This is a genomic window from Serratia sp. MMO-28, from assembly GCF_037199905.1.
GTDB lineage: Bacteria > Pseudomonadota > Gammaproteobacteria > Enterobacterales > Enterobacteriaceae > Chania > Chania oryzae.
Genome location: NZ_JBBCVB010000002.1, coordinates 37,949 through 64,412 on the forward strand (window position 1 = coordinate 37,949; position 26,464 = coordinate 64,412).

Below are 26,464 nucleotides of genomic sequence, written 5' to 3' on the forward strand. Positions count from 1 at the left end.
TTTCTTTTTGCGATCGATGTTAATGGAGAGGATGCATGCTGAAAAATATGAAAATAGCCACTTGGTTGATGCTGATCCTGGTGTTATTGGGGTTGATGCCGATGGGAACCAGTACCATCGCTTTCTACTTTATCAACCAGAATGGCCAGGATATCCGCACGATGGGGACGCTGTCAGAAGAAGAGGCCGCCCTCAACCGCAGTTGGAAGGCACTGTTGCAGACGCAGACGCTGGTCGACAATCTGGCATTCGAACTGATGGTGAATGCTGAGCAGGTTGATATGAAGCAGGGGCTGACCGAGGTGCGTAACGAGCTGAGCACCGCCGATCGTGCTTTTGATCTGTTCTGGACCATTCCTGGGTTGACCCTGGCTAACCCTGAGCTGGGTGAAGCGATGAAGAAAGCCTATCTGGGGCAGCAAACCATGTTAAAGCGTGAAATCGCGCTGCTGGAAACCACACCGGTGGCCGGGTTACTCGGTTCCTTACACCAGTTAAGCGCCGAGAAACGTCAGGCGCGGCAAAATCTGGACAGCCAGTTCGCCGACTACATGGCGGCTACTCAGGCGAATCACCGGGCCGCGCTTAGCAGTGCGCAGCAGAGCCAGCAGTTGTTTGTCCGCTTATTGGCCGGCACGCTGGTGGCGATTGCCGGGCTGTTCCTGTGGGTACATCGCAGCTTCCGTAGCCGCCTGGTGCAGCCACTCCGGCAGGTCTCTGAACATCTGCAGAAGATCGGCGGTGGCGATCTGCGCGAGGTGATTGAAGTAAAAAATACCAATGAAATCGGGCAACTGTTTGCCAGCTTGCAAAAAATGCAGCATGAGCTGACAGAAACCGTCCAACAGGTGCGTGATGGTGTCGAATCCATCAATCTGGGGACGCAGGAGATCGCTGCGGGGAATACCGATCTTTCCAGCCGCACCGAGGAACAGGCCAGTGCTTTGACTGAAACCGCCGCCAGCATGGAACAGATCACAGCCACGGTGCAGCAGAACGCGGATAACGCTAATCAGGCTTCCAGCATGATTAACCAGACGGCCAACGTTGCCCGTGACGGGGGCGAAATCATGGGCAGTGTGGTCAGCAAAATGCACGTGATCAGCAATAGCGCACAGAAAGTGGGCGATATCATCAACGTTATCGACAGCATTGCCTTCCAGACCAATATTCTGGCGTTGAATGCCGCAGTAGAAGCAGCACGCGCCGGTGAACAGGGGCGTGGCTTTGCCGTGGTGGCGGGGGAGGTGCGCAATCTGGCACAGCGCTGTGCCTTGTCGGCGAAGGAGATCAGCACTTTGGTGACGGGGGTTGCCAATGATGTTGCAGAAGGCGTGCAACTGGTGGAAAAAGCAGGCCATACCATGGCGGATATTGTCAGCTCGGTGGATAAGGTCACAGCCATTATGGAAAACATCACCTGTGCTTCTGAAGAACAGAGTAAAGGGGTGATGCAGGTTGGCGTAGCCATCACCCAGATGGACCAGGTGACGCAGCAGAATGCGGCGCTGGTGGAGCAGGTGGCGACGACGGCGGCCAATGTGGAAGAGCAGGCGGTGGTGCTGGCGCAGGCGGTATCGGTGTTCCAACTGTTGGGGAACCACTTGCAGGTCACTCCAGTACGGGCAACTGAACCTAAAGGGACGTTGGAGGCCGATTGGGTGTGAGGTTGTCTGAGGCCTGCGGTTTAATGTGAGTTTTGATTTTGCGAGCGCTGCCGCACTGTATGGGATGATATTTTTGCAGACCGGGCTGATTTAGCGTGTAAACTGAGGGCTTATCGGTTGTTGCTTAGGGTGCTTAACAGGTATCAGTGGCAACGGATGCTTAAAAACGATACCCACCGTCGGGTATACTTAGCCTTACTGATCAGCTTTTGCTTAATTCTCAACATCATATGGGGAACAAGATGCGGATTAAAGCCTTACTGGGTCTATCAGCGGCATTGCTGCTGGCAGGTTGCAGCAGCTCCAATGAACTGACCGCCGCAGGTCAGCAAGTCCAATTCACCGACACCAAACCGGCTGCAGAATGCCAGTTGATGGGCGAAGTGACCGGTTCGCAAAGTAACTGGCTGTCGGGTACCGGCGGTGAAGGCAGCTCAATGCGCGGTGCCGCCAACGATCTGCGCAACAAAGCTGCGGCCATGGGGGGTAACGTGATTTATGGGGCGAGCAGCCCAAGCCAGAACCTGCTCTCAAGTCTTGCGCCGCTCGACAGCAAAATGGTCGGCCAGGTGTATAAGTGTCCATAATGCGCACTCGGCGTCGTGCATAATCGAGAGGAATGCCGAGGCATTCCTCTAAGCGATCACTCTTGCGTTAGGCGCAGATCCAACGGGGTTTTGCTGGGCTCACCGCCCACTTCACGCGTCAGGCGTGGCACCAGATAGCCAGAAACCTTGCTCAACAGGCCCTTCATAATCACGCGCGCTTCATCATCGCTAACCATAAAGTGGGCAGCGCCCTGGACTCGGTCCAACACGTGCAGGTAGTAGGGCAGGATCCCGGCATCAAATAGCGCGTTACTCAGAGCGGCCAGCGTGTCGACACAGTCATTGATGCCGCGCAGCAGTACGCTCTGATTCAGCAGGGTAACGCCTGCGCTGCGAAGCTGTGCCATACTTTCACGCAGCTCCTGATCGATTTCGTTGGCATGGTTGATATGCGTCACCATCAGCACCTGCAGGCGCGATGCCGACAGCCGTTGGCAGAGCTCAGCGGTAATACGGGCAGGGATCACCACCGGCAAGCGCGTATGAATCCGCAGGCGTTTCAGGTGCGGGATGTTTTCCAGTTCCCCGATCAGCCAGTCCAGTTCGTGATCTTTGGCCATCAGTGGATCGCCACCGGAGAAAATGATTTCATCCAGCTCTGGGTGCTGGCGGATGTACTCCAGCGCCAGACGCCAGTTTGCCTTGTTCCCCTGGTTATCCTGATACGGGAAATGGCGGCGGAAACAGTAGCGGCAATTAACCGCACAGCCGCCTTTCACCAGCAGCAGGGCGCGGTTGCGGTATTTATGCAACAGGCCCGGCACCACGCTGCGCTGTTCATCCAGCGGATCGGTGGTGAAGCCGGGGGCCGTGATAAACTCTTCGCGGGCGGTCAGCACTTGGCGCAACAGTGGGTCATTGGCATCGCCGGGCCGCATGCGCGCGGCAAAGGCGCGCGGCACGCGCAGGGCAAACAAACGGCGTGCATCGCTCCCCTGCGGCAGTTCCGGGTGGGTATTCAGTGATAAAAGATGCAGTAGTTCATCGGGATCGGTAATAACATCGGCGAGTTGATGCAACCAATCTTCTCTATCCGCCGCGTTTTGGGTTACAATGTGTGCCATTTTTTGGCTAAGCTACCAATTTAAATATTCAGAGGGCCATTATGGCGACTTATTCTAGCAACGATTTCCGTCCGGGTCTTAAAATCATGTTCGAGGGCGAACCTTACGCTGTCGAAGCCAGTGAGTTCGTAAAACCGGGCAAAGGCCAGGCTTTCGCACGCGTGAAAATGCGTCGTCTGCTGACCGGTACTCGCGTTGAGAAGACCTTTAAATCTACGGATTCCTGTGAAGGCGCAGACGTTGTAGATACTAACATGAACTATCTGTACAACGACGGTGAGTTCTTCCACTTCATGCACCCTGAGACGTTTGAACAGCATCAGGTTGAAGAGAAAACCGTGTCCGACGTAGCAAAATGGCTGCAGGATAATGCGGAATGTATCGTTACCCTGTGGGATGGCCGCCCGATCGCCGTGCAGCCGCCAAATTTCATCGAAGCAGAGGTGACTGACACCGATCCAGGTCTGAAAGGTGATACCGCAGGTACCGGCGGCAAGCCAGCGACCCTGAGCACCGGCGCAGTAGTGAAAGTGCCATTGTTCGTGCAGATCGGCGAAGTGATCAAAGTTGACACCCGCTCTGGCGAATACGTTTCGCGCGTAAAATAATTTCTGTTTAGAGGAGCCACGGTTTGCGTGGCTCCTCTGATTTTCTTCTTTTTTACCGGTTTACCCTTCAGCCCTATAGAGCGATTGTCGCCTTTCGGCGCAACGTTAGTTATTATCTCTATCTTCACCCAGCCAGGCGGGACGACCCACCTGCGCATCTTGTTGCCCGGGGACGACCCCATCAGTTCTGGAGCCTGTTCATGGCGTGGATCATTTTGATTTTTGCTGGCCTGCTTGAGGTCGTGTGGGCGATTGGCCTGAAATATACCCATGGTTTTACCCGTCTGACTCCGAGCATCATTACGGTTGCTGCCATGGTGGTCAGTATGATCTTGCTGGCTAATGCGATGAAAACGCTGCCCGCTGGCACCGCTTATGCGGTGTGGACCGGGATCGGTGCGGTTGGGGCAGCGGTAATGGGCATGGTGCTACTCGGCGAATCGACCAATATCATGCGCATTCTCAGCTTATGTTTGATCGTCGCCGGTATTTTAGGGCTGAAATTCAGCAGTCACTGAGCGGTTGGCTGTTTCACCCACACCAGGGCTGTGGTATCAAAACCATAGCCTTTGGCCACTTGCACTAACCTGTCGCGTGTGGCGGCGTCGATCGTTGGCGTGCGTGACAGGATCCACAGATAGTCGCGGTTCGGGCCGGCAACCAGCGCGTAGCGGTATTCAGGATCCAGATCGATCACGTTATAGCCACCATAGAACGGGCCGAAAAACGACACCTTCAACGAGGCAACCTGCGGCGAGCCGATAAAATAGGCTTTCCCTTCGCTCTCCTGCCACTGCTGTTTCTGTGCATTAAATCCGCGGTTAACCACTTTCAGGCCGCCGTCTGCGCGCGGGCTGTAATTGGCCGTTACCTGCTCCAGGCCACGTTCAAAGCGGTGATCCAGCCTGGCGATTTCATACCAGGTACCGAGGTAGCGTTGGCTGTCGAAGTTGTCCACTATCTTGATGTCTTTCGGTGGGGTCACGCTGCAAGCAACGGAAATTACGGCAGATAACATCACGCCAAGTTTTGACCAAAAACGCATAGGTAATACCTGTTTATCAGTAGAAGATAAACGATGTATACCATAGGGCGAGGATGGCGGCCAACGGAGGCTGGCCGCCGGGGGATTTACAAGGTGACAACGCCGATCAGTGCCACGACGCTCAGGATCGCTGCCAGGCCATAGAACACCCATTTGCCAGCAGGCACATGGATTTTCAGGTCATGCATGGCATGGTGGATACGGTGTAGCCCGCACCACAGCGGCAGAATGATCATCAACAGCAGGAACAGACGGCCGATCCAGCTTTGGCAGAATGCCAGTACGCGCTCATAGCCTAATGCGTCACCGGGGAACAGGCCAAGGGGCAGCATAATACCGACCAGCAGCACGATAGCGGGAGCAACGATCGCCCCCCACATGCCACCGGCACCAAATAATCCCCAGAAAACCGGCTCATCAGAGCGTTTAGGTGCTTGATTTATCATGTTTCCTCCGGGTTAGATTAAGGCGACGGCGAGAATGATCACCGTGACGGCAATCGTCACGGCCCACAGTGCCTTAACGATCGGCTCTGGCCCCATTTTTTCGCTGTTTACCACGATATTGGCGGCTTTAGGCGCCAGATCGAACCAGGTTTTGGTGTGCAGCACCGCGGCCAGCAGGGTGATGATATTAATCAGCAGCACCAGCGGGTTTTGCAGGAAGCCGACAAAACCGGCCCAGCTTTCAGGGCCGCCTTTCAGCGCAAAAACGCCGTAGATCAGTACGATGCTGAACCAGGTTGCAGGCACCGATGTACCTTCACGCAGCATGTAGAAACGGTAAAAACCGAGCTTCTGCCACCAGGTGGGTGTCATGGTACGCACATAGGGTTTACGTTGTGTTGTCATTGCTGTCTCCTCTCCCTTATTGCGGTTTCAGCATTGCGATCATGAAGTCTTTGGCACTTTCTACCTTGCCCTGCTGGATCGCAGCGGCCGGGTCGACGTGTTTCGGGCAGACTTCAGAGCAGTAGCCAACAAACGTACAGGTCCAGACACCGTTCTGGCCGTTGAGCTGCGGCATGCGTTCTTTCTTGCCGTGATCGCGGTTATCCAGGTTGTAACGGTGTGCCAGCGTGATCGCCGCCGGGCCGATAAATTCCGGGTTTAGGCCGAACTGTGGGCAAGCGGCATAGCACAGGCCACAGTTGATGCAGCCGGAGAACTGATGGTATTTCGCCATCTGTGCCGGGGTCTGCACGTTCGGGCCGTCTTCCGGTTTACGATTGTTGCCGATGATGTAAGGCTTAATCGCTTCCAGGCTTTCGATAAAGTGGGTCATATCGACCACCAGATCGCGTTCGATCGGGAAGTTGCCCAGCGCTTCAACCTTCATACCGGCGGTGTATTCGCGCAGGAAGGTTTTACAGGCCAGCTTCGGCACGCTGTTGACCATCATGCCGCATGAACCGCAAATGGCCATACGGCATGACCAGCGGTAGGACAGATCGGGTGCCAGGTTATCTTTGATATAACCCAGGGCATCCAGCAGCGAAGTCTGCTCATCGTAAGGCACGCTGTAAGTCTCGAAATGCGGCTCGGCGTCGCGTTCCGGGTTGTAGCGCATCACTTCGATTTTCAGGTTTTTCATCTCAGCCATTCGCCTGCTCCTTATCCTTTTTCTCCTGTGCATCGGCTTCGGCGCCGTAAACACGTTTGGCCGGTGGCAGCTTGGTGATTTTCACGTCGCTATACTCCAGGCGAGGCGCCCCCTGCGGGTTGTGGAACGCCAGCGTATGTTTCAGGAAGTTCACATCGTCACGCTCGGTGCAGCCTTCGTCTAAGCGTTGGTGCGCCCCGCGCGATTCTTTACGGTTGAAGGCGGAGTGCGCCATACATTCAGCAACGTCCAACCCGTAACCCAGTTCAATGGTATAGAGCAGATCGGTGTTGAACACGTTGGTGGTATCGGTGATTTTGACGCGCTTGAAGCGCTCTTTCAGCTCTGCCAGCTTATCGATGGTTTTCTGCATCAGTTCCGGCGTGCGGTAGATACCGCAGCCTTCTTCCATCGACAGGCCCATTTCGTCGCGGATCTTCGCCCAGTTCTCGTTGCCTTCCTGCTTCATCAGGTTGCTGAGACGGGTTTCCACGTCACGCCCCTGCGCGTCGAGCGCGCTGCCGTTGGCCGGGCCACTTTCCAGCGCACGGCGTGCGGCGTGTTCACCGGCTACGCGGCCAAAGACCACCAGTTCTGCCAGCGAGTTAGAGCCCAGGCGGTTTGCACCGTGCAGGCCAACGGAGGAACATTCCCCTACCGCGAACAGCCCTTTAATGCGGGTTTCGCAGTTCTGATCGGTCTCGATCCCGCCCATGGTGTAGTGCGCGGTTGGGCGTACCGGGATCGGATCTTTAACCGGGTCAACGCCCACATAGGCTTTTGCCAGTTCGCAGATGAACGGCAGGCGTTCCAGCAGTTTTTTCTCGCCCAGATGGCGCAGATCCAGATACACCACGTCACCACGCGGCGTGGGAACCGTACGGCCAGCACGCCATTCGTGCCAGAAAGCCTGGGACACTTTGTCACGCGGGCCCAGCTCCATATATTTGTTCTTCGGTTCGCCAAGCGGGGTTTCCGGGCCCATGCCGTAATCCTGCAGATAACGGTACCCGTCTTTATTGACCAGAATACCGCCTTCACCGCGGCAGCCTTCGGTCATCAGGATGCCAGAGCCCGGCAGACCGGTAGGGTGATACTGCACAAACTCCATATCGCGCAGCGGCACACCGTGGTGGAACGCCATGCCCATACCATCGCCGGTGACAATGCCGCCGTTGGTGTTATAACGGTAAACGCGGCCAGCCCCGCCGGTTGCCATGATCACCGCGTTAGCGCGGATCTGCACGCGGGTGCCTTCCATCATGTTCATGGCGATCAGACCGCGAGCCTGGCCGTCGTCCACCAGGATATCCAACACGAAGTGCTCGTCAAAACGTTGAATTTGCGGATACTTCAGCGAGGTTTGGAACAGAGTGTGCAGCATATGGAAGCCGGTTTTATCGGCGGCAAACCAGGTGCGTTCGATCTTCATGCCGCCGAAACGACGCACGTTGACCGAACCGTCCGGTTTGCGGCTCCACGGGCAACCCCACTGCTCAAGCTGGGTCATTTCACGCGGGCAACTGTGAACGAAGTGATCGACCACGTCCTGCTCGCACAACCAGTCGCCCCCGGCAACGGTGTCCTGGAAGTGATAGTCATAGCTGTCGTGAGCTTGGGTGACAGCGGCGGAGCCCCCTTCGGCGGCTACCGTATGGCTGCGCATCGGGTAAACTTTAGATATCAGCGCGATTTTGAGTTGGGGATTGGCTTCCGCAGCAGCGATAGCTGCCCGTAAACCGGCACCCCCAGCGCCAATAATGGCGAGGTCGGCGTTAAAGGTTTGCACTGCATTCCTCCAGTAGTCTTGTTAAAACGACAAAATGAAAATATCTATACTTAATATTTATAAAGCTCTTGGGTGATCGTTTGTTTAGCATGCCGTTTGGCTGAACATTGCTGAACATTAAGGATAGATAACTCCCGGCAAATGTAGGGATATCACTATACCTAAAGTTAAGTAGTAGAAATTTGATGTGATCGATTGTTTTGCCTTTTAACTGCTGGGCGAGAGGCATTCCTGTAAAAATAAGGGGTTGGCAGCCCTTTAACTCTAATTCACCGTATTCGCGGTGGTTTATATGGTGACTATGTTTTTTATGATTTTAAAAGAGGAAGTCCGGTGGTGAAGAATTTGTTTGCATAGCAGGATACGAGTAGACTGCATCCCCTGTTTGATTTCGGAGTAATTATCATGAGCGAAACGGCAAGCTGGCAACCGAGTGCACCCATCGCCAATTTGTTGAAACGCGCGGCGATCTTGGCTGAGATCCGGCGTTTCTTTGCCGATCGTGGCGTATTGGAGGTGGAAACGCCTGCAATGAGCCAGGCGACGGTTACCGATATTCACCTGTTTCCGTTTCAGACGCGCTTCGTCGGGCCTGGGGCGGCAGATGGCCTGACGCTATACATGATGACCAGCCCGGAATATCACATGAAGCGCTTGCTGGCGGCCGGTAGCGGCCCCATTTATCAGTTGGGACGCAGTTTCCGTAATGAAGAGGCCGGGCGGTATCACAATCCTGAATTTACCATGCTGGAATGGTACCGACTGCATTACGACATGTATCGCCTGATGAATGAGGTGGACGATCTATTGCAGCAGGTGCTGGATTGCGATAGCGCCGAGACCCTGTCCTACCAGCAGGCATTTTTGCGCCATTTGGATATCGACCCACTCTCTGCAGAAAAACCGCAATTGCGTGAAGCAGCGGCCAAGCTCGATCTGAGCAATATTGCCGATACTGAAGAAGATCGCGACACGCTGTTGCAACTGCTGTTTACCGTCGGCGTTGAACCGCACATTGGCCGCGACAGGCCTGCGTTTGTGTATCATTTCCCGGCGTCGCAGGCGGCATTGGCTGAAATCAGTACGGAAGATCACCGCGTAGCAGAGCGCTTTGAGGTTTACTTTAAAGGCATTGAACTGGCGAACGGCTTCCGGGAATTGACCGACGGCAATGAACAGCGCCAGCGTTTTGAGCAAGATAACCGTAAGCGCGCGGCGCGCGGGCTGCCGCAGCAGCCGATTGACAATAACCTGCTGGATGCGCTGCAGCACGGCATGCCCGAGTGTGCCGGGGTGGCGCTGGGGGTCGATCGTCTGGTGATGCTGGCGTTGGGAGCAGAGCGCCTGAGTGAAGTGATCGCCTTCCCGGTCGATCGGGCTTAAGCGTTACGCAAGACAAAAAAGGGTTTGGCACTGGCCAAACCCTTTTGCATTTATAACCCACCTGATTCGCGGCGATGATTTGGTGCTGCGGTGGAAGGCGGTGTGCGGCTGTTATTGCTCAGGCGCGACAGCGTTTCGGTTCGCACCTGGAACGGTGGGTACGGCAGCGTAATGCCATGCTCGCGGTAACCGGCCAGAATCAACTGGTGGATCTCATGGCGCAGCGGCATGCGGTGGCCCATTTCGGCGGCGTAAATTCGCAGCTCGAAGATCTGAATACCTTGCTGCAGATCGACCAGATACACTTCCGGTGCCGGAGTATCCAACACCAGTGCGCAGCGTTCGGCCGCGTTGGTCAGGATCTGGGTCACTTCTTCGCTGTTGGCCTCTGCCGGTGCCGGTACGGTGAGCACCACACGGGTCAGGGTGTCTGACAACGACCAGTTGATAAATTGCTCGGTAATAAATGCCTTGTTAGGCACGATGATCTCTTTGCGATCCCAGTCCGAAATGGTGGTGGCGCGGGTGTTGATCTTGGTAACGCTGCCGGTGAGGTTGCGGATCGTCACGGTATCGCCAATGCGGATCGGCTTCTCAAACAGAATGATCAGGCCAGAGATAAAGTTGGAGAAAATCTCCTGCATCCCGAAGCCCAAACCCACGCTGAGTGCGGTCACTACCCACTGCAGTTTTGACCATTCAATGCCGATCCACGAGAAGCTGAGGATCGCCCCAAACAGCAACAACAGATACTTGGTAATGGTGGTGATGGCATAGCCGGTGCCCGGCGTCAGATCCAGGTGCTGCAATACCGCCAGCTCCAGCAACGCCGGTAGGTTGCGCACCAGTTGCATGGTCACGATCAGCACCAGAATGGCGATCAGCAGTGCGCCCATGGTGATCGGCTGGGCGGTATCGACCCCGTTGACCGTTGACGTGACATCCCACAGCGTAATGTTTTCCAAGAAACCGAACGCGGAATGGATCTCGGACCACAGGAAGATCACCGAAACCAGCGCGATCATCGTCAGGATCGAACGGACCAAGCGCAGCGACTGCGCGCTGATCACATCAAGATCGATCTCGGTATCATCCACCTCCATCGATCCCTCATTGCTGTTGGGAGTGTGCGATGTTTCGTCTTCGCCCTTGGCGCGTTGGGCCAGAATATCCGCCCGGCGCTGTTTGGCGCGATCGAAGGCAATGCGCCGCCGCTGAATCAGCATCCAGCGGCGGATAATGTGATACACCACCAACAACAGGAACCAGATAGCCACCGACGTTTCCAGCCTGGCCAGCAGTTTCTGCGAGGTTGTCAGATAACCGACGGTAGAAGCCAGCGCGGCAACCAGCGGCGCCGAAAGCAGCAGGCCCCAGAGCGCGGTGTTAACCAGGTTCTCGCCTGAGCCGTTTTTGTCCAGATACAGCGGGATCCCGGCGCGTTTCAGGCTGTTGGTCACCAGGCTCAGCGCCAGGCACAGCAGGATGAAACACAGGCGGCCAAGGGTATTGGAAAATTCGCGTTCGTTCAGGTTATCGAAGGTGATCAGCGCCATAATCAATGGCACGATCAGCCAGATCGACATCTTGTAATAGCGCATGGCGCGGTAAACCTGCTGCGCCGGCCAGCGGAAATGCACGATAAACAGCCCTTGCGGATGGGCGAAGGCGGCGCTGATCATGCAGATCCACAGCACTGGCAGCGTGGCGGTAACGCCGTCGCCGATCGCCACGGCCACCGGATAAGGCCAGGCGTTTTGCAGGCCGAAGCCTAACGCGGCCCACAGAACCGGTAAGGGTAATGCCACCAGGATCGACCAGAATACGGTGCGCAGCGTCAGAGAAAACTCATCTTGTGTCACCTTGCCAACCCGGCTGCTGGCGCGTGCCAGAAACGCATGGTAGTGCTTGCGTGAGCTGATGCTGAAAATCACCAGCAGCAGCGCGCCGAAGATCGGTATCAGGGTTTCCTTGCTGGTGACCATCATCATCGAGGCCCCGCTGAGCTGCGTCAGCGTGTCTAGCGACAGCAGACGGGTCAGATCATGTGCAACGGCCAGCGGATAAGACAGCGTGACCGGGCTGACGTCTGGTACCCAGAACAGATAACGGTGGGCGGCATCGCGGATTTCGTTCAGCGCATCGACCAGCTGAGTATTGGCGACTTTCAGCTTGGTGAGTTCAAGGATTTGGGTATCGCAGCCCGAAAGCAGCGAGTTGAGCAACTCGCGCTGGGTGCGTATCTGCGCATCGACAATGCGCTGCTGGGCGCTGGTCAGCGGGGAGCCATCGTCCTGCTTAAGCTCTTTAGCCTGTTGCGGCAGCTTTTCCAGTTGGCTTTCAAAACGCAGGCGCTGCACGCGTAACTCGGCCATGGCGCTGTCCAGTTGCTGCGGTTTTGGCATTTCTGGCAGCGCAGCAACCTGTGCCCGTAAGGTTTCCCCCAGTGCGGAAGAGGTGCCCAGCCATTGAGCCTGCTCGATAATGGTGCTGAGTGCCTGACGCACTTGCAACGTTTGTGCGGCTGCCAGACGCTGCTGAGAGGAGATCAGATCCATCTGCTGCGCCTGCTGGTTCAGGGCGGTAGAAAGCTCGCGGTTGATCTGCAGTTGCTGGTTGATACTTTTGGGGAGATCGCCGTTCTGCTCTGCCAACTGCTCGGTTTTTTCCAACGCCCGTTCGGCTTCGCGCTGACGTTGGCTGTTCAGATTGTTGCGCAGCGCCTGTAGCTGGGTATCCGTCTTTTCGTGGCGTGTTTTGTAGACTTCGGCGCGCATACGCGCCAGTTCCTGACGGTTGTTGGCCGAAAGCTGTGCCAGTTCCAGCTCATCCACCCTGGCCTTGCGTGCCGCCGCTTCGGCCTGCAGCAACGCCAGCTGTGCCAGCGCCAATGGCGAGTTCTGGTTATTGCCTTGTGCCTGCAGGCGGCGCTGTATTTCTGTCAGCGCCCGCCGGGCCTCGGTCTGCTGTTGGGGTAACTGGCTGAGAGAATCACTGATTTCGCGCGAACGATCCTGCTCCTGTTGCAGCAGGCGCGCCTGTTCCAGCAGTTGGCTGCTGGTTTGCAGAATCAGTTGTTCCAGTTCGCTGGCTGACAGATTGTCGCCATTCGGCAGAACTTTGCTTTCCTCAATGGTCAACTGACGGCGCAGTTCCTGGGTCATTTTCGGAAAGTCGTCAATAACCCTTTGATACTGTTCTGAATTGTTCTTTGATTGCTTGCGCTCAGCCAGCCAGTTCAGGGCGCTTTGCAGCGCCTCGACCGTTTCCGCCTGATTGGGGGCGTTTTTGTTGCTCTCAGCCTGTTTCAGCTCCTGCCGGAGCTGTGATTCGTTGGGAATGGGGGCGGCCAGAGCCGGTTGAATCAGTAATAAACTGAGCAATAACGAGATAATCAGGCGCACAGCGTCAATTCCTTCACATTTACGGTGCGGCAGCGTCTGACGCGGCGGCAATTTCAGCAAAGGCCGCACCCATACGGGTCACGGTGCCATTGTGCAACTGTGGAGCAAATTGCACGCTGCCCGGTGTGAACAGGTTGATCACCGTGGAACCGAGTTTGAAACGCCCCATTTCCTCGCCTTTTGCCAGCGCAATGGCGCTTTCATGACCTGCGGCCGGGTAGGTCCAGCGCTTGATAATGCCTTCGCGCGGTGGCGTGACGGTGCCAGCCCAGACGGTTTCGATGCTGCCAACAATGGTGGCACCGACCAGGATCTGCACCATCGGGCCTATAGCAGTATCAAACAGGCAAATCACGCGTTCATTACGGGCAAACAGGTTTGGCACGTTGGCGGCAGTGAGCGGGTTAACCGAGAACAGATCGCCGGGAACGTAGATCATTTCGCGCAATACGCCATCGCACGGCATATGAACGCGATGATAGTCGCTAGGTGCCAGATAGGTGGTGGCAAACAGGCCGTTGCGGAATTGTTCTGCCAGCAGGTAATTGCCTGCCAGCAGCGCTTCCAGGCTGTAATGATGGCCTTTGGCCTGGAAAATCAGGTCGTCCTGGATCGGGCCGAGCTGGCTGATGGCACCATCGGCGGGTAAAGCCAGCACCTGCGGTTCGGCGACGATCGGGCGGGCACCTTCACGCAGCGGGCGCACGAAAAATTCGTTGAAGGTGGCATAAGAGGCCAGATCCGGATTCTGTGCTTCCTGCATATTCACGCGGTAATAGCGGGCGAACGCCTTAACCACCAGTTGAGTCAACCAACCGGCCTGTTTCTCGGCACCCCAACCCGCGAGACGGGTCAGTGCCAATTTTGGCAGCCAATACTGTAGTTTAATTTTGATGCTATCCAGCACGTTTAACCTCTTGAATAGGGATTTCCTGGCTCTTTCAAGCGGCAGCACCTTGGGCTGCAACCTGAAATCCATGGGTATATTTGGGCTTAACTTTCCGCTTCCGGGAAGTTTTTGCGGGTTTTTACCTGCGCCATGCTTTCCAGAATGCGGTGGTAGTTGTCGAAACGTTCTCTCGCTATGGCACCACTCTCCACCGCGGCGCGAATGGCGCAGCCAGGGTCGGTATCGTGGCGGCAATCACGGAACTTGCAACCGCCCAGGTAGTCACGAAATTCGACATAGGCACGGGTGATTTGTTCCGGCTCAAGGTGCCACAGGCCAAATTCACGCACTCCAGGGGAATCGATAACATCGCCACCATGCTGGAAGTGATACAACCGTGCCGCGGTGGTGGTATGTTGCCCGAGGCCAGAGACATCGGAAACCTCATTTACCAGAATTTGCTTTTCCGTTGCGGGTAACAGCGCGTTCAGCAGGCTGGATTTACCTACGCCGGACTGCCCGGCAAAGATGCTGATACGGTCTGCCAGTGCCTGCTCAAAGGCAGCCATTCCCTCGCGGGTCTGGCTGGAGACTTCCAGCACGCGATAGCCAACGCGCCGGTAGATATCCATCATGCCGTCGACCCGTTTGCGCGCTTCGGCGTCCAGCAGATCGATCTTATTGAGTACGATTAACGGCTCGACTTCCAGCGTTTCACAGGCCACCAGGTAGCGATCGATCATATTGAGTGAAAGTTCAGGTAAGATCGCCGATACGATCACGATCTGATCGATATTGGCGGCGATCGGTTTCACACCGTCGTAGAAATCCGGGCGGTTCAGCACCGAAGTCCGCTCGTGTACCGCTTCAACGATACCTTTGACCCCTTCATGAGCACCTACGCCAGGGCGCCATACTACGCGATCGCCTGTCACCAGCGAGCGCAGGGTGCGGCGGATGTTGCAGCGATGCAGGGTGCCGTCCGCTGCTTCAACGTCGGCATGCATACCGAAGCGGCTGATAACGATGCCGTCTTGCGGTTCGCCCAGTTGGGAATCGTCCAACTCTGGTTTATTGTCAGTGCGCTTAAGACGGCGCTGATGGTTCGCCTGCACGCGGCGTTGTTGACCTTTGGACAGTTTGTTCTTACTCACTGTGCCTCACTTGAATTGGCTTTTATCGCCCAGGACGAGCAAAAAGGCTATGATACACACTATTTTATATTAAATAACCGTTGTTAGCCGCCATTGGCTGTGGGTTTGCCGGCGTGTGGTTTATCTTTCGGCTTTTAAGCAGGAAATATCATGACAGGAAACGAAAATAACCTGATTTGGATCGATCTGGAGATGACCGGGCTGGATCCTGAGCGCGACCGGATTATTGAGATCGCGACGTTGGTGACCGATGCCAATCTGAATATCCTTGCCGAGGGGCCGGTGATCGCCGTGCATCAGTCTGATGAGCAACTGGCTCTGATGGATGATTGGAACGTGCGGACCCATACCGGCAGCGGGTTGGTGGCACGGGTCAAGACCAGCCAGTTCGACGAACGTGCCGCTGAGCTGGCCACCATTGCGTTTTTGCAGGAGTGGGTGCCTGCGGGCAAGTCGCCAATCTGTGGCAACAGCGTGGGCCAGGATCGCCGTTTCCTGTTCCGCTATATGCCGCTGTTGGAAGCTTACTTCCATTACCGTTATCTGGACGTCAGCACGTTAAAAGAGCTGGCGCGTCGTTGGAAGCCGGAAATTCTACCCGGTTTCAAGAAGCAGGGAACCCATCAGGCGTTAGACGATATCCGTGAATCGGTGGCGGAATTGGCGTATTACCGCGAGCATTTTATTCAGCTATAGTGCGGACAGCTCCTCTGAACACCTTGCTGGCGCTTAATTCGCCACTTTGACGTTTAAAACAGCAATCAAACAAAATTCCCGTTTTTTTGCTTCCAGGGGCTTGCGGCGAAAAGGATTTCTCGTATAATGCGCACCCCGTACCGATGAAGAATTTAGTTCAGTTCAGCCATCGATACGCCGGGCGGGAATAGCTCAGTTGGTAGAGCACGACCTTGCCAAGGTCGGGGTCGCGAGTTCGAGTCTCGTTTCCCGCTCCAAGTTTTCTTCCACAGTAAACCATCAAGCACCACAACTTATTGATTGTGCTGGTTAATTCACTGTTGGATGTGTTACCCAGTTCCAATAAAAACCGCCTCAAGCCACGACTTTGAGGTACATATTTCGGTACATAAAAGCGGAACGCAGGTAGTGCGGTTTTATACTGGGAGCCCCTGGAGAAGAAACGTAACCTCCCCCTGTCATTAACGATGGGAGGTCAATACCGTGCCTTTATCCGATACCGCTGTCCGCAAAGCTAAACCCAACAAAAAATCCTACACCTTAAGCGATACCGATGGTCTGTCGCTGCATGTTGCACCTGAAGGTTATAAGAACTGGCATTTTCGTTTTACCTGGCTGGGTGTTCGATGCCGTATCTCCTTTGGCACCTACCCTGAAATCAGCCTCAAAGAAGCCCGTCAGTTCCGTGATGATGCTCGTTCACTGGTTGCCAAAGGCATCGACCCACGTATCCAGCGCCGGAAAGATCGCCAGTCAAATAATGAAAAAGCCGCGCACACCTTTAACAATGTTTATTTGAACTGGAGTGCCTTTCGTGCCCTGACGCTCAAAAAAGGGCGGCAGAGTACGCTGTCCCAAATTGAACGCATCTTCAACAAAGATATCCTGCCCTGGCTTGGCACACTGTCCATCTTCGACATTACCCGTGCCGATATTCTGGAAATTCTGCGTAAAATAGAGCGCCGTGGCGCACTGACCACCGCAGAAAAATGTCGAACCTGGCTGAACCAGCTTTTCCGTTATGCGATGATCGAAACCGGCCTGCTGGTGAACCCGGCGACTGATCTTGATATCGTTGCTGTCCCTAAGAAACCGGTCAAACATAATCCCTGGCTACGGATGCAGGAATTACCGGAGCTGATCAAGACATTGCATGCCTATGGTGGGGCGACTCAGACTAAACTCGGCCTGACCCTGCTGTTACTGACTGGCGTCAGAACCGGCGAATTACGCCATGCCACACCCGATCAGTTTGATCTGGAGCAGCGCTTGTGGTTTGTCCCCCCTGAAAACGTCAAACAGCTTCAGCAGCTCACGGGCGAGAATATCGCCCCATATATCGTCCCACTCTCCCGGCAGGCGATGGAGATCGTGAAATACCTCCTGGATGAAATGCACCCCGCCCAGCGTTACCTGCTGGCGCATCGGAGCGATCTGAATAAAACCATCAGCGAAAATACCCTCAATGGCGCGTTGCGCCGCATGGGGTATGTTGATCTCCTGACCGGACACGGTATCCGTGGCACGATCTCTACCGCACTCAATGAACTTGGCTACCCCAAACCCTGGATAGAAGCGCAGTTGTCCCACAGCGATAAAGACAAGGTGAGTGCCGCCTATAATCACGCCGAATATATCGAACAGCGGCGGGACATGATGCAAAGCTGGGCCGACCGTCTGGACCAGTGGGCAGAGCACGGTTTTCAGGAGACGACGTCGGTGCAGGCAGTACTGAGCGTTCCCACTGAACCCGTAACAGCCTCCCTCCCGGCGACTGAACCCGAACTGCAGAAACCTGCTCCGTTACCCCCGGTGAAAAGCGTACTGACGGTGATCACCCGCAACAAAGAACGTCCGCAACCGATGATGACCGACATTCAGCGGGAGTATGCCGAGCGTCTTGCCATCTACGAAGCGCCACATAATCTGCCACTGCCGACGTTCGCCAAACTGGTGGGTAAATCGCGTGACCAGATTAATCGGGATATCAAGGCGGGGAGACTGCTGGCCATCAGCATGGGGAATCGGGGGCAGCGCCTGCCGGACTGGCAACTGGACCCTGTTAGACAATCTCTCGTCTGGGCGGTACTGGAACAGGTGAAAGATATCGACCCCTGGCAGATTTATCATGCACTGATAGCGCCTCATGAGAGTACCGGCAAGCGAGCGATTGATATTGTGACGTTGCGTAACCGGCAACAGATTGTCGATGCGCTCTGTACGCTTTTACGCAGCAACAATATGTCATTGAGATCGGTGAGCAATGGTTGAGTGTTGTGTGAAAAATGTACACCCAGCCGCTTGTCACCGCCAAAAACTTGGCTTAGAGTGATCCGGCAAGCGGCAAAAGCAGCACGCTTGAAGTGCGAGACCCGACAGTGCTAGGAACACTGCCGGGCCTCTGACCACAACGTTACAGAGGACTAACGCTATGGCTGTCTACCAGCATACCCAATCCTGGGTGGAATTAACATTTCCCGACACAGAAAATCCTGCTTCTCCGGTCACACGATGGCTTTTTAGGGGAGGGGATATCCCATGCAGAGACTGATTGACAACACGCCTCTGGAGCTTGATGAACTTGCAGAGCAGTGTTTCGCACTGGCTTACAGCATGGTGCGTATTGAACAGGCGCAAGTCAGGGAGTCTTTGCTGTTTATTCTGGTAGAAAAACTCTCGGCATTGGTGCTGTTGGTCCCGGACGACTAGACCGACGGTAACGTATTGCTCTGGTTTAGATAGGGGGAGAGGTATTCCCCCTGTCTTTTATTGCAAAACGCGTTCTTGGAAAATATTATCCATATATTGCCTATCTACGCGTAATTAAGGTTTTAAGTCACCGTACTTATAAGATGTGGTCGCCCCCCCATCAATCAGAAAATCACTTCCGCTAATATAGGTGCTATTGGGGCCGAAAAGAAATTCAGCCAGCGCGCCTATTTCATCTGGCGTACCTCCGCGACCAGCGGGAGATTTGGCGAGCATATTTCGGTAAAACTCGCCACGTTCGGCACTGTTAAGCTCGTCGTAAGCAAGAGGTGTAAAAACATACATTCCACTTTGAATGAGTGGAAAAAGCTTTCCGCACAGGCATTGTCGTAACAAACAGCATTTTGCGCTCATACTGCCAAGCATATTATAGCGTTTCAACAATACTTGCTAAACTGCTGAACAGTACTGGTGGCCTCAGTCAGTATGAACAATGATATTTTCAAGGTGTTTACGCGGCCACAATGCCATCTGCAGCGCATCGCTTGCCAGTTGTGTTGTCATACGCGATATCATCGACCAGCCGATGACAGTTCGCGACCACAGATCAATGACCAACGCTAGGTAAAGCCAGCCTTCACCTGTATGAAATAGAGTAAGAGACAATGCGTAGTCGGACTTTTCCCTCATCCTCTTGTTTTACCAGTTGGCGCTTGAGCCGGGCATTTAGGCAGCAAGCTCGTTTCCACGCTTGGATGATGTCAGTTGTTGCTGTTTTTTGTTGCGATTCATACAAACTGAGTTAGCGTGGTTGACATCCAGAATGGTGGTAATACGGGTAGTTCAGGGTGTTTTCGTTGCAATATGCAAATTCCGTCTCTATTTTGGTGCTGGCAGATTTCTAATAAGCAGGCTGAGTTGGACAGTGGTGTTTTTCCCAGTACCACTGTCCCGTGACTTAATTCAAGGGTGTTAAGTGCCAGCCAAAGGAATCGGCGTTCAATTATGGCTGCGCAAATAGTTCTGATAACCCACCGATGATTTCAGCATGTAGATCCGTCCCTCGACTACGAACCCGTCAAGTTGATGTTGCAACGTGTAAGCAGAAAGATCAGACATCGTGTTAATGAAGCCCTTGCTCTTGAAATTTAGAGATGTATTGCACAACACCCCGTAGCCCGTTAATGCCTTGAATGCAGTCAGTAACTCGAATAAAGAAAGGTTGCTCAGCGCAGACACCGTTTGAATACGTGCAGTCCGGTTCACATGGGTTACCGCTGCTAGCATATCGGTGGAGACCCGATAGGTGTAAAGCATGAATGGGCTAGGCTGACTACATCCAAACCATCTTTCAGCATCCTCCTCCAAGCAGACGGGAGCAATCGGACGAAACTGCTCCCGCTGTTTGATGATGTTCAAACGTTCTCTGGTGCTGGCTCTAAAAGGTGCCGCCAAGATGGAGCGATTACCAAGAGCACGCGGCCCGATTTCGTATTGGCCACTTACCCATCCCAAGATCAAATCTCCAGCCAACATTGCGGCAACGGTGGTTATGTTCGGTTCCCATTCGTCGAACTGGGCAGTATCGACAGCTTTGTCAAACAGGAAGTGCAGCCCAGAGTACACATCCCACGCTATCTTTGGGTCGCCGGTGAAATGGAACTGCGCGTCGATGGCTGTGCCAATCGCTGAACCTGAATCGTTAGCGACTGGAGGGACGAACACATCGCTGAACAATCCAGAATCCTTCCACTTAGTGTTCCAGTCGCAGTTAAGCCCACACCCACCCGCTATCAACAACGGCATGCCACGTTTCAGATTCTCCTTGGCAAACTGATGAAAACGGTCAAACAGACGGTTGCTGAAGATGCCTGCAAAGTTGCGGAATTCTGGATCTTCCAATCCCACGTTGTAGTGCCGAAGCTCTTTCAAGGCTTGACAATCACGAGGCTTAAGGTGTTCACAATCCTGCAACAGGAAGGACATGATTGCCTCTTCTTCGCTCGATGGCTGGTTCCTTTTCGAGAACGAAGCGAGCGCCATCAGTTTTCCAGCATCAGATAACCGGGAGAATTCTGCGGTACTTTTATCGAACGTAGGATCTGCTAACGCGTAGAGCATGGCGTAGCGATGGCCAGGCTCTGGCATCACATCAGCTATCTTCGTTATATTCAGTTCCGCATTGATTTCGTAGAACGCCCCAATGATACCTTCCCAAAGCAACACGTAGCATGGGGTACCTTTCGGTAGGTTAGACATTCCAAACGCGCAGAGAAGGTGCGAGCGCTCATGGGATGATGAGAAGAAGTCGATGGTCTTTCCCAACAAGCGTTTCTTGCTGACAATTACTCGGTCATGATCGCTACCGTGGTATTCAGCCACCGTCTCCCCTCCGCGCGGAGAATCGCCTGGCCACCATCCCCCTTTGCACAGCACGTCGGGAACATCATGAAGTTCGGCAAGTGCGTCGAATACATCGGGGACTGATAGCAATGAATGTCGGTACTTCGAACTTTTTTCGGCCTCAATGGAGAATACCAAGCGGCCGTCCTCGACATACGCAAATGCGCCGTCATGGCCCGGGTTGTAAGAGAGTATTTTCATCTTGAATCTCCTTTGGTAACTGGTCCGTCCGAAGCGTGGAGAACCCTACCTGCTGCTCGTGTACCGATGGGCCGTACGCAAGCACGCGAATCGATTGAACGTTGGTTACAGTCGGAAGTCGGCGGGAGCTAAGCCGCCCTGCAAGCTGAGAGGATCGTGAGGGCCAAGTGTTGAAATGTAGTTTCATAGGCAAATGGGGAATCGGGGTTGGATCCCAAAGTACACGTCGATGGACCAGTAGGTCATCAACTAACCATCGGATCTCCCATGGGGTCCATTCGATGGCATACCGATGCATGCCCTTCGAAGCGTCGAAGCCCAGTTCGATGTAACTTGGAGCACCTCGGTAGCCGTAGTTGAACTGCGTGCCTTCGTCACCAGGATTGTAGAAGACATTGACAATTAGGCGACTCGGCATGTTGCCGGCAATCTCGATGTCAATCTCCTGATGTGGTGAGTTACGGTGAAGAAAGAACCCAGTGATCACCCCTGGCACACTGGACGCCTGGAAGGCTGATTCGAACCTCCCAAAAAGGTAGTCGGCACGGCTGGTCAGGGCGCCTGCACTGTATTGTCGAACGCCCAGCTTTTCTGGTCGCACGTGAATCGTCGCACCTTCAACACCGTCGAACTCAATGTTCAGAGGACGGAACAACGCCAAATTTCCGGTGAATGTGTCTGTCCGTGCAGACCACCGCAACAAGTCGAGCCTCCCAGAGTCATCGTAGGCATCGACCCAGTTGTCCTCTTTCTCAAGCGCCTGCGGTAAGACCCGAATACCTGACCAAGCACGGTGATCTGACTCAATAACCCATGGGGACCGATCCCGCTCAACTATCGCGCTTTTATGGAGGAGGGCAGGCTGTCCGTGCGCTTTGACGATACGCCGTTGCCCCAAGTCATCCAACTTTGGGAACGAGCACAAAGGTGGCGCACACCTGAGATGTTCACAGAGGATCCGCCAAGCATTCATGTCGCCACGTTCAAGCATGATGACGTCCGCGCCTTCAAGGTGGGCTAGAATGCCCCGAGTGGTTTGCCTAGTCGCGTCGTTTGGCAGCGTCGTTACGATGAACTTGGCTTGGGGATAGCTACGTCGAAGATCCCCGATCATTGAATCGAGCCCCCCTATGTTTACGTACGCATTGAACACCCGGTCAACACTGCCCTCACGAAGCCATTTCAACTCCTGGAACGGTAGTTCCTCCAGATCGCTGCAACATCGGTATCCGAGCATCGACAACGCCATTGCAAGGGATGATTGGCCCGAATTGGCCGGGCCAAATGCAAAAACAGGAAACTGAGTCGGACGAGCGTTGAACAGTGCCGCACCCTCACTGTTGATCGCGCCGATAGTAGAGAGGGCTGGAAGAATTGAGTACGAGTTGGTTGAGGTTGCGTCTGTCCTTTGGCGGACAATGCTACGCTTGGTTGCATATACGTCTAAAGTGCGGAACTGATGATTTATCCAAAGATCAACCGGGCCGCGACAAGGCAGCAAACGAAGAAGTTTCTCTGCGCCTTTTTTGGAGAGAATGTATCCAGATAAGTACCACAGTCCGCGCACCGGCTTGAACATATGGCTCGACACGAACGATTTTGGAGCACCATGCGTCGCCTCCATGTATGAAACGTAGAGAACGTCGAAGCCTTCGTGCTCTCTATTATCGGCCTTAAAGTCCGTCCAAGCCTGGTCAAGATGGCGGGCGAAACTGGGATGAAACCATACGTCATCCTCTAGGATAAGAGCATGTCCTTGCGTCCCCTGCGCAACTCGTCTCCATACCTCAATATGTGATCTGGCAACAGCGACTTCGGCCCTACTCATTCGAATCGGTGCTTCAAGTTCATAACGCGTCGGCAGTGTCCGAGGTTGAGGTTCCACAAATAGTTGATCTGCCAATGTGTAGTAGGGATCTACCTCTGAATCTTTGGGTGGGTCCTGCAAAAAACATCTCGCGTCGACAGCAGTGTGCCGTTCCGTGAGACTAAGAAGATCATTGCCGAATCCATCCCGTATACGTCTAAGCTCCTTCTTTATGCGAGACCATCGACCAGGTTCACGGTCGAGATTGATCACGTAGATTTTTTCAATCGCCCGATCTTTCAAATTTTGTTGAGCTCCGAATGCTTTTGACGTTTGCATAGGAAGGATTCTGCGAATGCCGTGTCCTAAACGAAATGCCAGACGAAGGACAGGCAGATATGTACGTGCCGGATTCATAGCGCGTCCGAAAGCGAGGGGGTACGATACGCTTGCTGATTGGACAGCCTCCAGTTCCTCGAGTCGTTGCGGTAGCTAAGTGGCCACTGGCTTGTGGATATGAGTTCCCAATCGTGTGCGACCATCATTGCGTTAGGAGAACACCCCTCTCTAATCACTTCGAATACCGACCTTGTAAGGTTTCCAGGTCCCGTCGTAGCCTGGACTTCAGGCAAGCCGCTCGCTCTGTCCGCTTCTAGAGACAAGGTGGCGTTCAACAACGCTCTTTCAACAATAGGATGACGGGGTGACGCGATCAGTGGGGTGGTATTGAAATAGAATATCCACCCAGGCTGATTGGCTCCAGGCTTGGTAAATATGGACGGATCCACCATTTGAGATGTTGCAATGTCGTAGCAAAACGGTTGAAGCTTCAGTTGTCCATTGACGAAAAGTTGGTCAATAGGTGTGCCATGGTAGACATCATCGGCATCGATGTAGAACCCCCCCTCCACGAACACGTACGAGTAACGAAAGTAGTCCGACATCATTGAAGGGTGGTAGCATCTATTAAAAGCGTCCTCATAGCGACTCCCTAAGCGGCTTCGAATGAAAGCACTCGCGGAACTCTTGTCGAACACCTCTAACTCGAACCCACTCCGTTCCAGTTGCTTCCAAGAATTCATGCAAGCTTTGACGTCTTCAGGTAATCGCTGCAGATCATCCCAGAACTGCACAATGCGCTTTGGCGTGGGGGTGGACCACGTCGCCGAGCCGAGCGAAGATGCTTCACATCGCTGTACCATGTCACGCACAAAATCAGAGCGTTCACGCTCCGCAGGTCCCAGCGGATCGTACTCGGCAGCTTGATTCACTCCTGCATCACTCATTTGCTATTTTCCTTTTTGTGCAGTGGTCAAATAATTACGGACACCTGTTTAGCTAGTTTTTATGTCAGTAGCTGTTCATATGTAGGAACAGCTTAGGGTTCAATAGATAGCAAAATCGGGTCAAGTATTCACTGTGTTGCTCCGCAATAAAAATAGCACTCATGCTCTATGTTCTCTTCATGCATTCAGACTGGTTTCAAACACCCTTCTGTACATGCCAGACTATGTAGCAATACACTCATTGAATACGTGACTAAACTTCGCCTATTTGTCATATTGCCAAATAAGAATTTTTATGACATATAACATATATTAATATACATATACACTGATTATTTGAGTATGTGTCAGCCGTTATTATTCTGGTTTTTCCTGTAGTAAGGCTTCCTTTTGAGATGGCGTAATGATGCTGAGGTAAGGGTTATTAGGCAGTATCTCATCCACGATGGAGGCTGGGTTTTTCAGCAAATAACCATACAGCAGGCGAGACTTCCTTGGGCCGGTTACCTGGCAGGTCCAGATATTCATCCCGTTGGGCTGCTTACGGTGCAGATGCAACAGCTCAAACTCTTTCTGTGCCTGCTGCCAACTCCCCACCCTGAGATGTTCCTGCGCATAACGCTGAAACAGCCCCGGTGTCACCAGATAAAACGTATCCGCCACCGTATGAACCAGCGCATGGGCATCATTCACAATCAGCCTGCGCGACTGAATACCTGCACGCAGCCAGCGCATAAAAGGAGCTTCCGAAACACCGTCCGGTGTAGCGAGAACCGGTTCGATAGCAGGACTCGATAACGTTGAGGCCGGTTCGACGAAACCCGATTCAGCCATCTTGGGTGCCTCCGGTAACGGCAGTATGGCGAGCAGGTCGTTAAGTGGGTCGCTGGAGACTTCATTGACTGAAACAGCAGTATGAGAAACCGATGCTGGAGCAAGGGGTGTTGGTGTCAGTGCATCCTGGCTCTCTGATTCGCTTTCCGCCTGTTCAACCGATACCGACCCTAAAAACGCCGTAGGGCGTTCCCCACTCTCCCAAATCAATGCGGGAGCCAACCGGAGAAACGTGAAACGGTGCGACCAGCCGCTGTCGCTGGTGACGTTTGCCATCCAGATCGCTTTCCCCTCGGGGGTCGCCTGTGCAATCCCATGCTCCTGCAACACGTTAAAGAGTGCGGTATTGCTCTCAGGAATACCGCTGATCCCCTGAGCCAGCAAATGGGCGCGTAGCTTGTCGGAAACCGTCTTACTGACCAGCCATAACGCATCTTGCGTCAGCCATCCATCCGAGGCCTGCGGTTGATTCAGCTTAAACTCAGCCCTGAGCAAAAAGCGCAGGCCATCAAGCAGCTTGCGTTGCAGTGCATGGCGGGGTGCCGCCAGAGCGCGTGCCGGGTCCCCGCCCAGCGCCTGAGCGACCGATGCCTGGTCTGCTTTGATCACTAGCTCGCCAAAGGTTCCGGCATGCTCATACTGCCCGGCCAGGACGTACAGCAGTGACGGCCACAGATCAGGAAACTGACTCAGCCAGTCGAGGATCCTGCTATCCAGCACCTGCATATAGAGCAGCCCTGTTGCAGCGCCGTGCAGACGGTATTCCCGGCCTTCTCGATAGCGAAAACGGTACGGCTGTTGCAGTGGCCCGTGCCAGGGATGCCAGCATGCACCATCCGCCAGTTCAACGTCCAAATCCACGGCAATCTTGCCGATATCGTGCAGCAGGGAAGCGTAGGCTACACCGGCAGACCAGGCTTCCGACTGCGCGGCCTGTACCTCCGATGATGTGCCGGACGGTAATAGATGAGATTGGCGCAGCTTCAGCGCATAGGCGATGATTTCCAGCCCGTGATCCAGCATCCCGCCAGGGTAGGCGTGGTGGTGAGCTTCAGAGGCCGGAAATTGCTGAACCAGAGCGGCATAGCGTTCGATGGGGGCGAGATAGAGATCGGCAAACTGGGAACGGGAAACCGCTGTCCGTTGCCAGATATGTGCCAGCAGCTTCTGCCGCCGGGGTGTGGAGAGCAGCCGGTCAGCAGGCAGAGGAACCAGCATATCGCGCGGTAGCGGTTTGGTCATTTTTGGGGAGGGGGCCTGGTGACGACGAAACAATGAAAGCATGGTGGTGCCTGTCTGTGGAGAGAATGCGTAC

Annotated in this window: 21 protein-coding genes, 1 tRNA gene and 2 pseudogenes; 9 read left to right on the forward strand and 15 right to left on the reverse strand. The window is 54.2% G+C overall.

Going from position 1 to position 26,464, the window contains the following annotated elements:
* Nucleotides 1–35 precede the first annotated feature (35 nt).
* Both WG891_RS01830 and WG891_RS01835 read left to right on the forward strand, forming a co-directional pair.
* Nucleotides 36–1,667: a methyl-accepting chemotaxis protein gene (locus tag WG891_RS01830; protein WP_337261567.1), complete on the forward strand. Its 1,632-nt coding sequence runs from the start codon at nucleotides 36–38 to the stop codon at nucleotides 1,665–1,667.
* Between the two features lie 242 nt (nucleotides 1,668–1,909).
* Nucleotides 1,910–2,254: a DUF4156 domain-containing protein gene (locus WG891_RS01835; protein WP_337261566.1), complete on the forward strand. Its 345-nt coding sequence runs from the start codon at nucleotides 1,910–1,912 to the stop codon at nucleotides 2,252–2,254.
* Nucleotides 2,255–2,310: 56 nt separating this feature from the next.
* Here WG891_RS01835 and epmB read toward each other — a convergent pair whose 3' ends face one another.
* On the reverse strand, nucleotides 2,311–3,339 hold the full coding sequence (epmB, locus tag WG891_RS01840) for an EF-P beta-lysylation protein EpmB (RefSeq protein WP_337261565.1): 1,029 nt from the start codon (nucleotides 3,337–3,339) through the stop codon (nucleotides 2,311–2,313).
* Nucleotides 3,340–3,380: 41 nt separating this feature from the next.
* Here epmB and efp point away from each other — a divergent pair, with 41 nt between their 5' ends.
* Both efp and sugE read left to right on the forward strand, forming a co-directional pair.
* Nucleotides 3,381–3,947, forward strand: a complete 567-nt coding sequence (gene efp / locus WG891_RS01845) for an elongation factor P (RefSeq protein ID WP_076943079.1) — start codon at nucleotides 3,381–3,383, stop codon at nucleotides 3,945–3,947.
* A 200-nt stretch (nucleotides 3,948–4,147) separates the two neighbouring features.
* Nucleotides 4,148–4,465, forward strand: a complete 318-nt coding sequence (sugE, locus tag WG891_RS01850) for a quaternary ammonium compound efflux SMR transporter SugE (RefSeq protein ID WP_076943078.1) — start codon at nucleotides 4,148–4,150, stop codon at nucleotides 4,463–4,465.
* Here the strand turns inward: sugE and blc are convergent.
* The 5 genes from blc to frdA all read right to left on the reverse strand — a co-directional run bounded on the left by blc (nucleotide 4,459) and on the right by frdA (nucleotide 8,383).
* A complete protein-coding gene (blc, locus tag WG891_RS01855; RefSeq protein ID WP_337261564.1) occupies nucleotides 4,459–4,992 on the reverse strand; it encodes an outer membrane lipoprotein Blc in 534 nt (177 codons plus the stop codon). The two genes, sugE and blc, sit on opposite strands and share 7 nt — an antisense overlap.
* An 86-nt stretch (nucleotides 4,993–5,078) precedes the next feature.
* Entirely contained in the window at nucleotides 5,079–5,438 is a 360-nt protein-coding gene (gene frdD, locus WG891_RS01860) for a fumarate reductase subunit FrdD (protein ID WP_076943076.1), read from the reverse strand.
* A gap of 12 nt (nucleotides 5,439–5,450) precedes the next feature.
* Nucleotides 5,451–5,843 carry a fumarate reductase subunit FrdC gene (frdC, locus tag WG891_RS01865; protein WP_076943075.1) on the reverse strand — a complete coding sequence of 131 codons (393 nt, stop codon included), beginning with the start codon at nucleotides 5,841–5,843 and terminating at the stop codon, nucleotides 5,451–5,453.
* 16 nt (nucleotides 5,844–5,859) lie between these two features.
* A complete protein-coding gene (locus tag WG891_RS01870) occupies nucleotides 5,860–6,594 on the reverse strand; it encodes a succinate dehydrogenase/fumarate reductase iron-sulfur subunit (protein WP_337261563.1) in 735 nt (244 codons plus the stop codon).
* The gene (gene frdA / locus WG891_RS01875; protein ID WP_337261562.1) at nucleotides 6,587–8,383 is read right to left on the reverse strand and encodes a fumarate reductase (quinol) flavoprotein subunit; all 1,797 of its coding nucleotides are present in this window, start codon (nucleotides 8,381–8,383) and stop codon (nucleotides 6,587–6,589) included. Before frdA ends, WG891_RS01870 begins: the two co-directional genes overlap by 8 nt.
* Nucleotides 8,384–8,788: 405 nt before the next feature.
* On the opposite strand from frdA, the gene epmA reads away from it, so the two are divergent.
* Nucleotides 8,789–9,766, forward strand: a complete 978-nt coding sequence (gene epmA, locus WG891_RS01880) for an elongation factor P--(R)-beta-lysine ligase (RefSeq protein ID WP_337261561.1) — start codon at nucleotides 8,789–8,791, stop codon at nucleotides 9,764–9,766.
* Between the two features lie 50 nt (nucleotides 9,767–9,816).
* Here epmA and mscM read toward each other — a convergent pair whose 3' ends face one another.
* The 3 genes from mscM to rsgA all read right to left on the reverse strand — a co-directional run bounded on the left by mscM (nucleotide 9,817) and on the right by rsgA (nucleotide 15,213).
* Entirely contained in the window at nucleotides 9,817–13,170 is a 3,354-nt protein-coding gene (mscM, locus tag WG891_RS01885) for a miniconductance mechanosensitive channel MscM (protein ID WP_337261560.1), read from the reverse strand.
* A 19-nt stretch (nucleotides 13,171–13,189) separates the two neighbouring features.
* The gene (gene asd / locus WG891_RS01890) at nucleotides 13,190–14,077 is read right to left on the reverse strand and encodes an archaetidylserine decarboxylase (RefSeq protein WP_337261559.1); all 888 of its coding nucleotides are present in this window, start codon (nucleotides 14,075–14,077) and stop codon (nucleotides 13,190–13,192) included.
* 86 nt (nucleotides 14,078–14,163) lie between these two features.
* Nucleotides 14,164–15,213 (reverse strand): small ribosomal subunit biogenesis GTPase RsgA, encoded by a 1,050-nt coding sequence (gene rsgA, locus WG891_RS01895; RefSeq protein WP_076943069.1) that lies wholly within the window; start codon nucleotides 15,211–15,213, stop codon nucleotides 14,164–14,166.
* Between the two features lie 150 nt (nucleotides 15,214–15,363).
* On the opposite strand from rsgA, the gene orn reads away from it, so the two are divergent.
* The 4 genes from orn to WG891_RS01915 all read left to right on the forward strand — a co-directional run bounded on the left by orn (nucleotide 15,364) and on the right by WG891_RS01915 (nucleotide 18,618).
* Nucleotides 15,364–15,909, forward strand: a complete 546-nt coding sequence (gene orn / locus WG891_RS01900; RefSeq protein ID WP_337261558.1) for an oligoribonuclease — start codon at nucleotides 15,364–15,366, stop codon at nucleotides 15,907–15,909.
* A gap of 181 nt (nucleotides 15,910–16,090) precedes the next feature.
* A tRNA-Gly gene (locus tag WG891_RS01905) sits at nucleotides 16,091–16,166 on the forward strand.
* 226 nt (nucleotides 16,167–16,392) lie between these two features.
* The gene (locus tag WG891_RS01910; RefSeq protein ID WP_337261557.1) at nucleotides 16,393–18,180 is read left to right on the forward strand and encodes a tyrosine-type recombinase/integrase; all 1,788 of its coding nucleotides are present in this window, start codon (nucleotides 16,393–16,395) and stop codon (nucleotides 18,178–18,180) included.
* A 267-nt stretch (nucleotides 18,181–18,447) separates the two neighbouring features.
* Nucleotides 18,448–18,618: a hypothetical protein gene (locus WG891_RS01915; RefSeq protein ID WP_337261556.1), complete on the forward strand. Its 171-nt coding sequence runs from the start codon at nucleotides 18,448–18,450 to the stop codon at nucleotides 18,616–18,618.
* 114 nt (nucleotides 18,619–18,732) lie between these two features.
* Here WG891_RS01915 and WG891_RS01920 read toward each other — a convergent pair.
* The 6 genes and pseudogenes from WG891_RS01920 to mobH all read right to left on the reverse strand — a co-directional run.
* Nucleotides 18,733–18,957: pseudogene (locus WG891_RS01920) on the reverse strand (SDR family oxidoreductase); the annotation flags it as partial.
* A pseudogene (locus WG891_RS01925) lies at nucleotides 18,957–19,266 on the reverse strand (DDE-type integrase/transposase/recombinase); the annotation flags it as partial. The pseudogenes WG891_RS01925 and WG891_RS01920, both read right to left, overlap by 1 nt.
* A 351-nt stretch (nucleotides 19,267–19,617) precedes the next feature.
* Nucleotides 19,618–21,222 carry a carbamoyltransferase C-terminal domain-containing protein gene (locus tag WG891_RS01930; protein ID WP_337261555.1) on the reverse strand — a complete coding sequence of 535 codons (1,605 nt, stop codon included), beginning with the start codon at nucleotides 21,220–21,222 and terminating at the stop codon, nucleotides 19,618–19,620.
* Nucleotides 21,191–23,368, reverse strand: a complete 2,178-nt coding sequence (locus WG891_RS01935) for a family 16 glycosylhydrolase (protein ID WP_337261554.1) — start codon at nucleotides 23,366–23,368, stop codon at nucleotides 21,191–21,193. The genes WG891_RS01930 and WG891_RS01935 overlap by 32 nt, the downstream gene beginning before the upstream one ends.
* Before the next feature lie 74 nt (nucleotides 23,369–23,442).
* Nucleotides 23,443–24,315: a glycosyltransferase family 32 protein gene (locus WG891_RS01940; protein ID WP_337261553.1), complete on the reverse strand. Its 873-nt coding sequence runs from the start codon at nucleotides 24,313–24,315 to the stop codon at nucleotides 23,443–23,445.
* A gap of 357 nt (nucleotides 24,316–24,672) precedes the next feature.
* On the reverse strand, nucleotides 24,673–26,433 hold the full coding sequence (mobH, locus tag WG891_RS01945) for a MobH family relaxase (RefSeq protein ID WP_337261552.1): 1,761 nt from the start codon (nucleotides 26,431–26,433) through the stop codon (nucleotides 24,673–24,675).
* Nucleotides 26,434–26,464 lie beyond the last annotated feature (31 nt).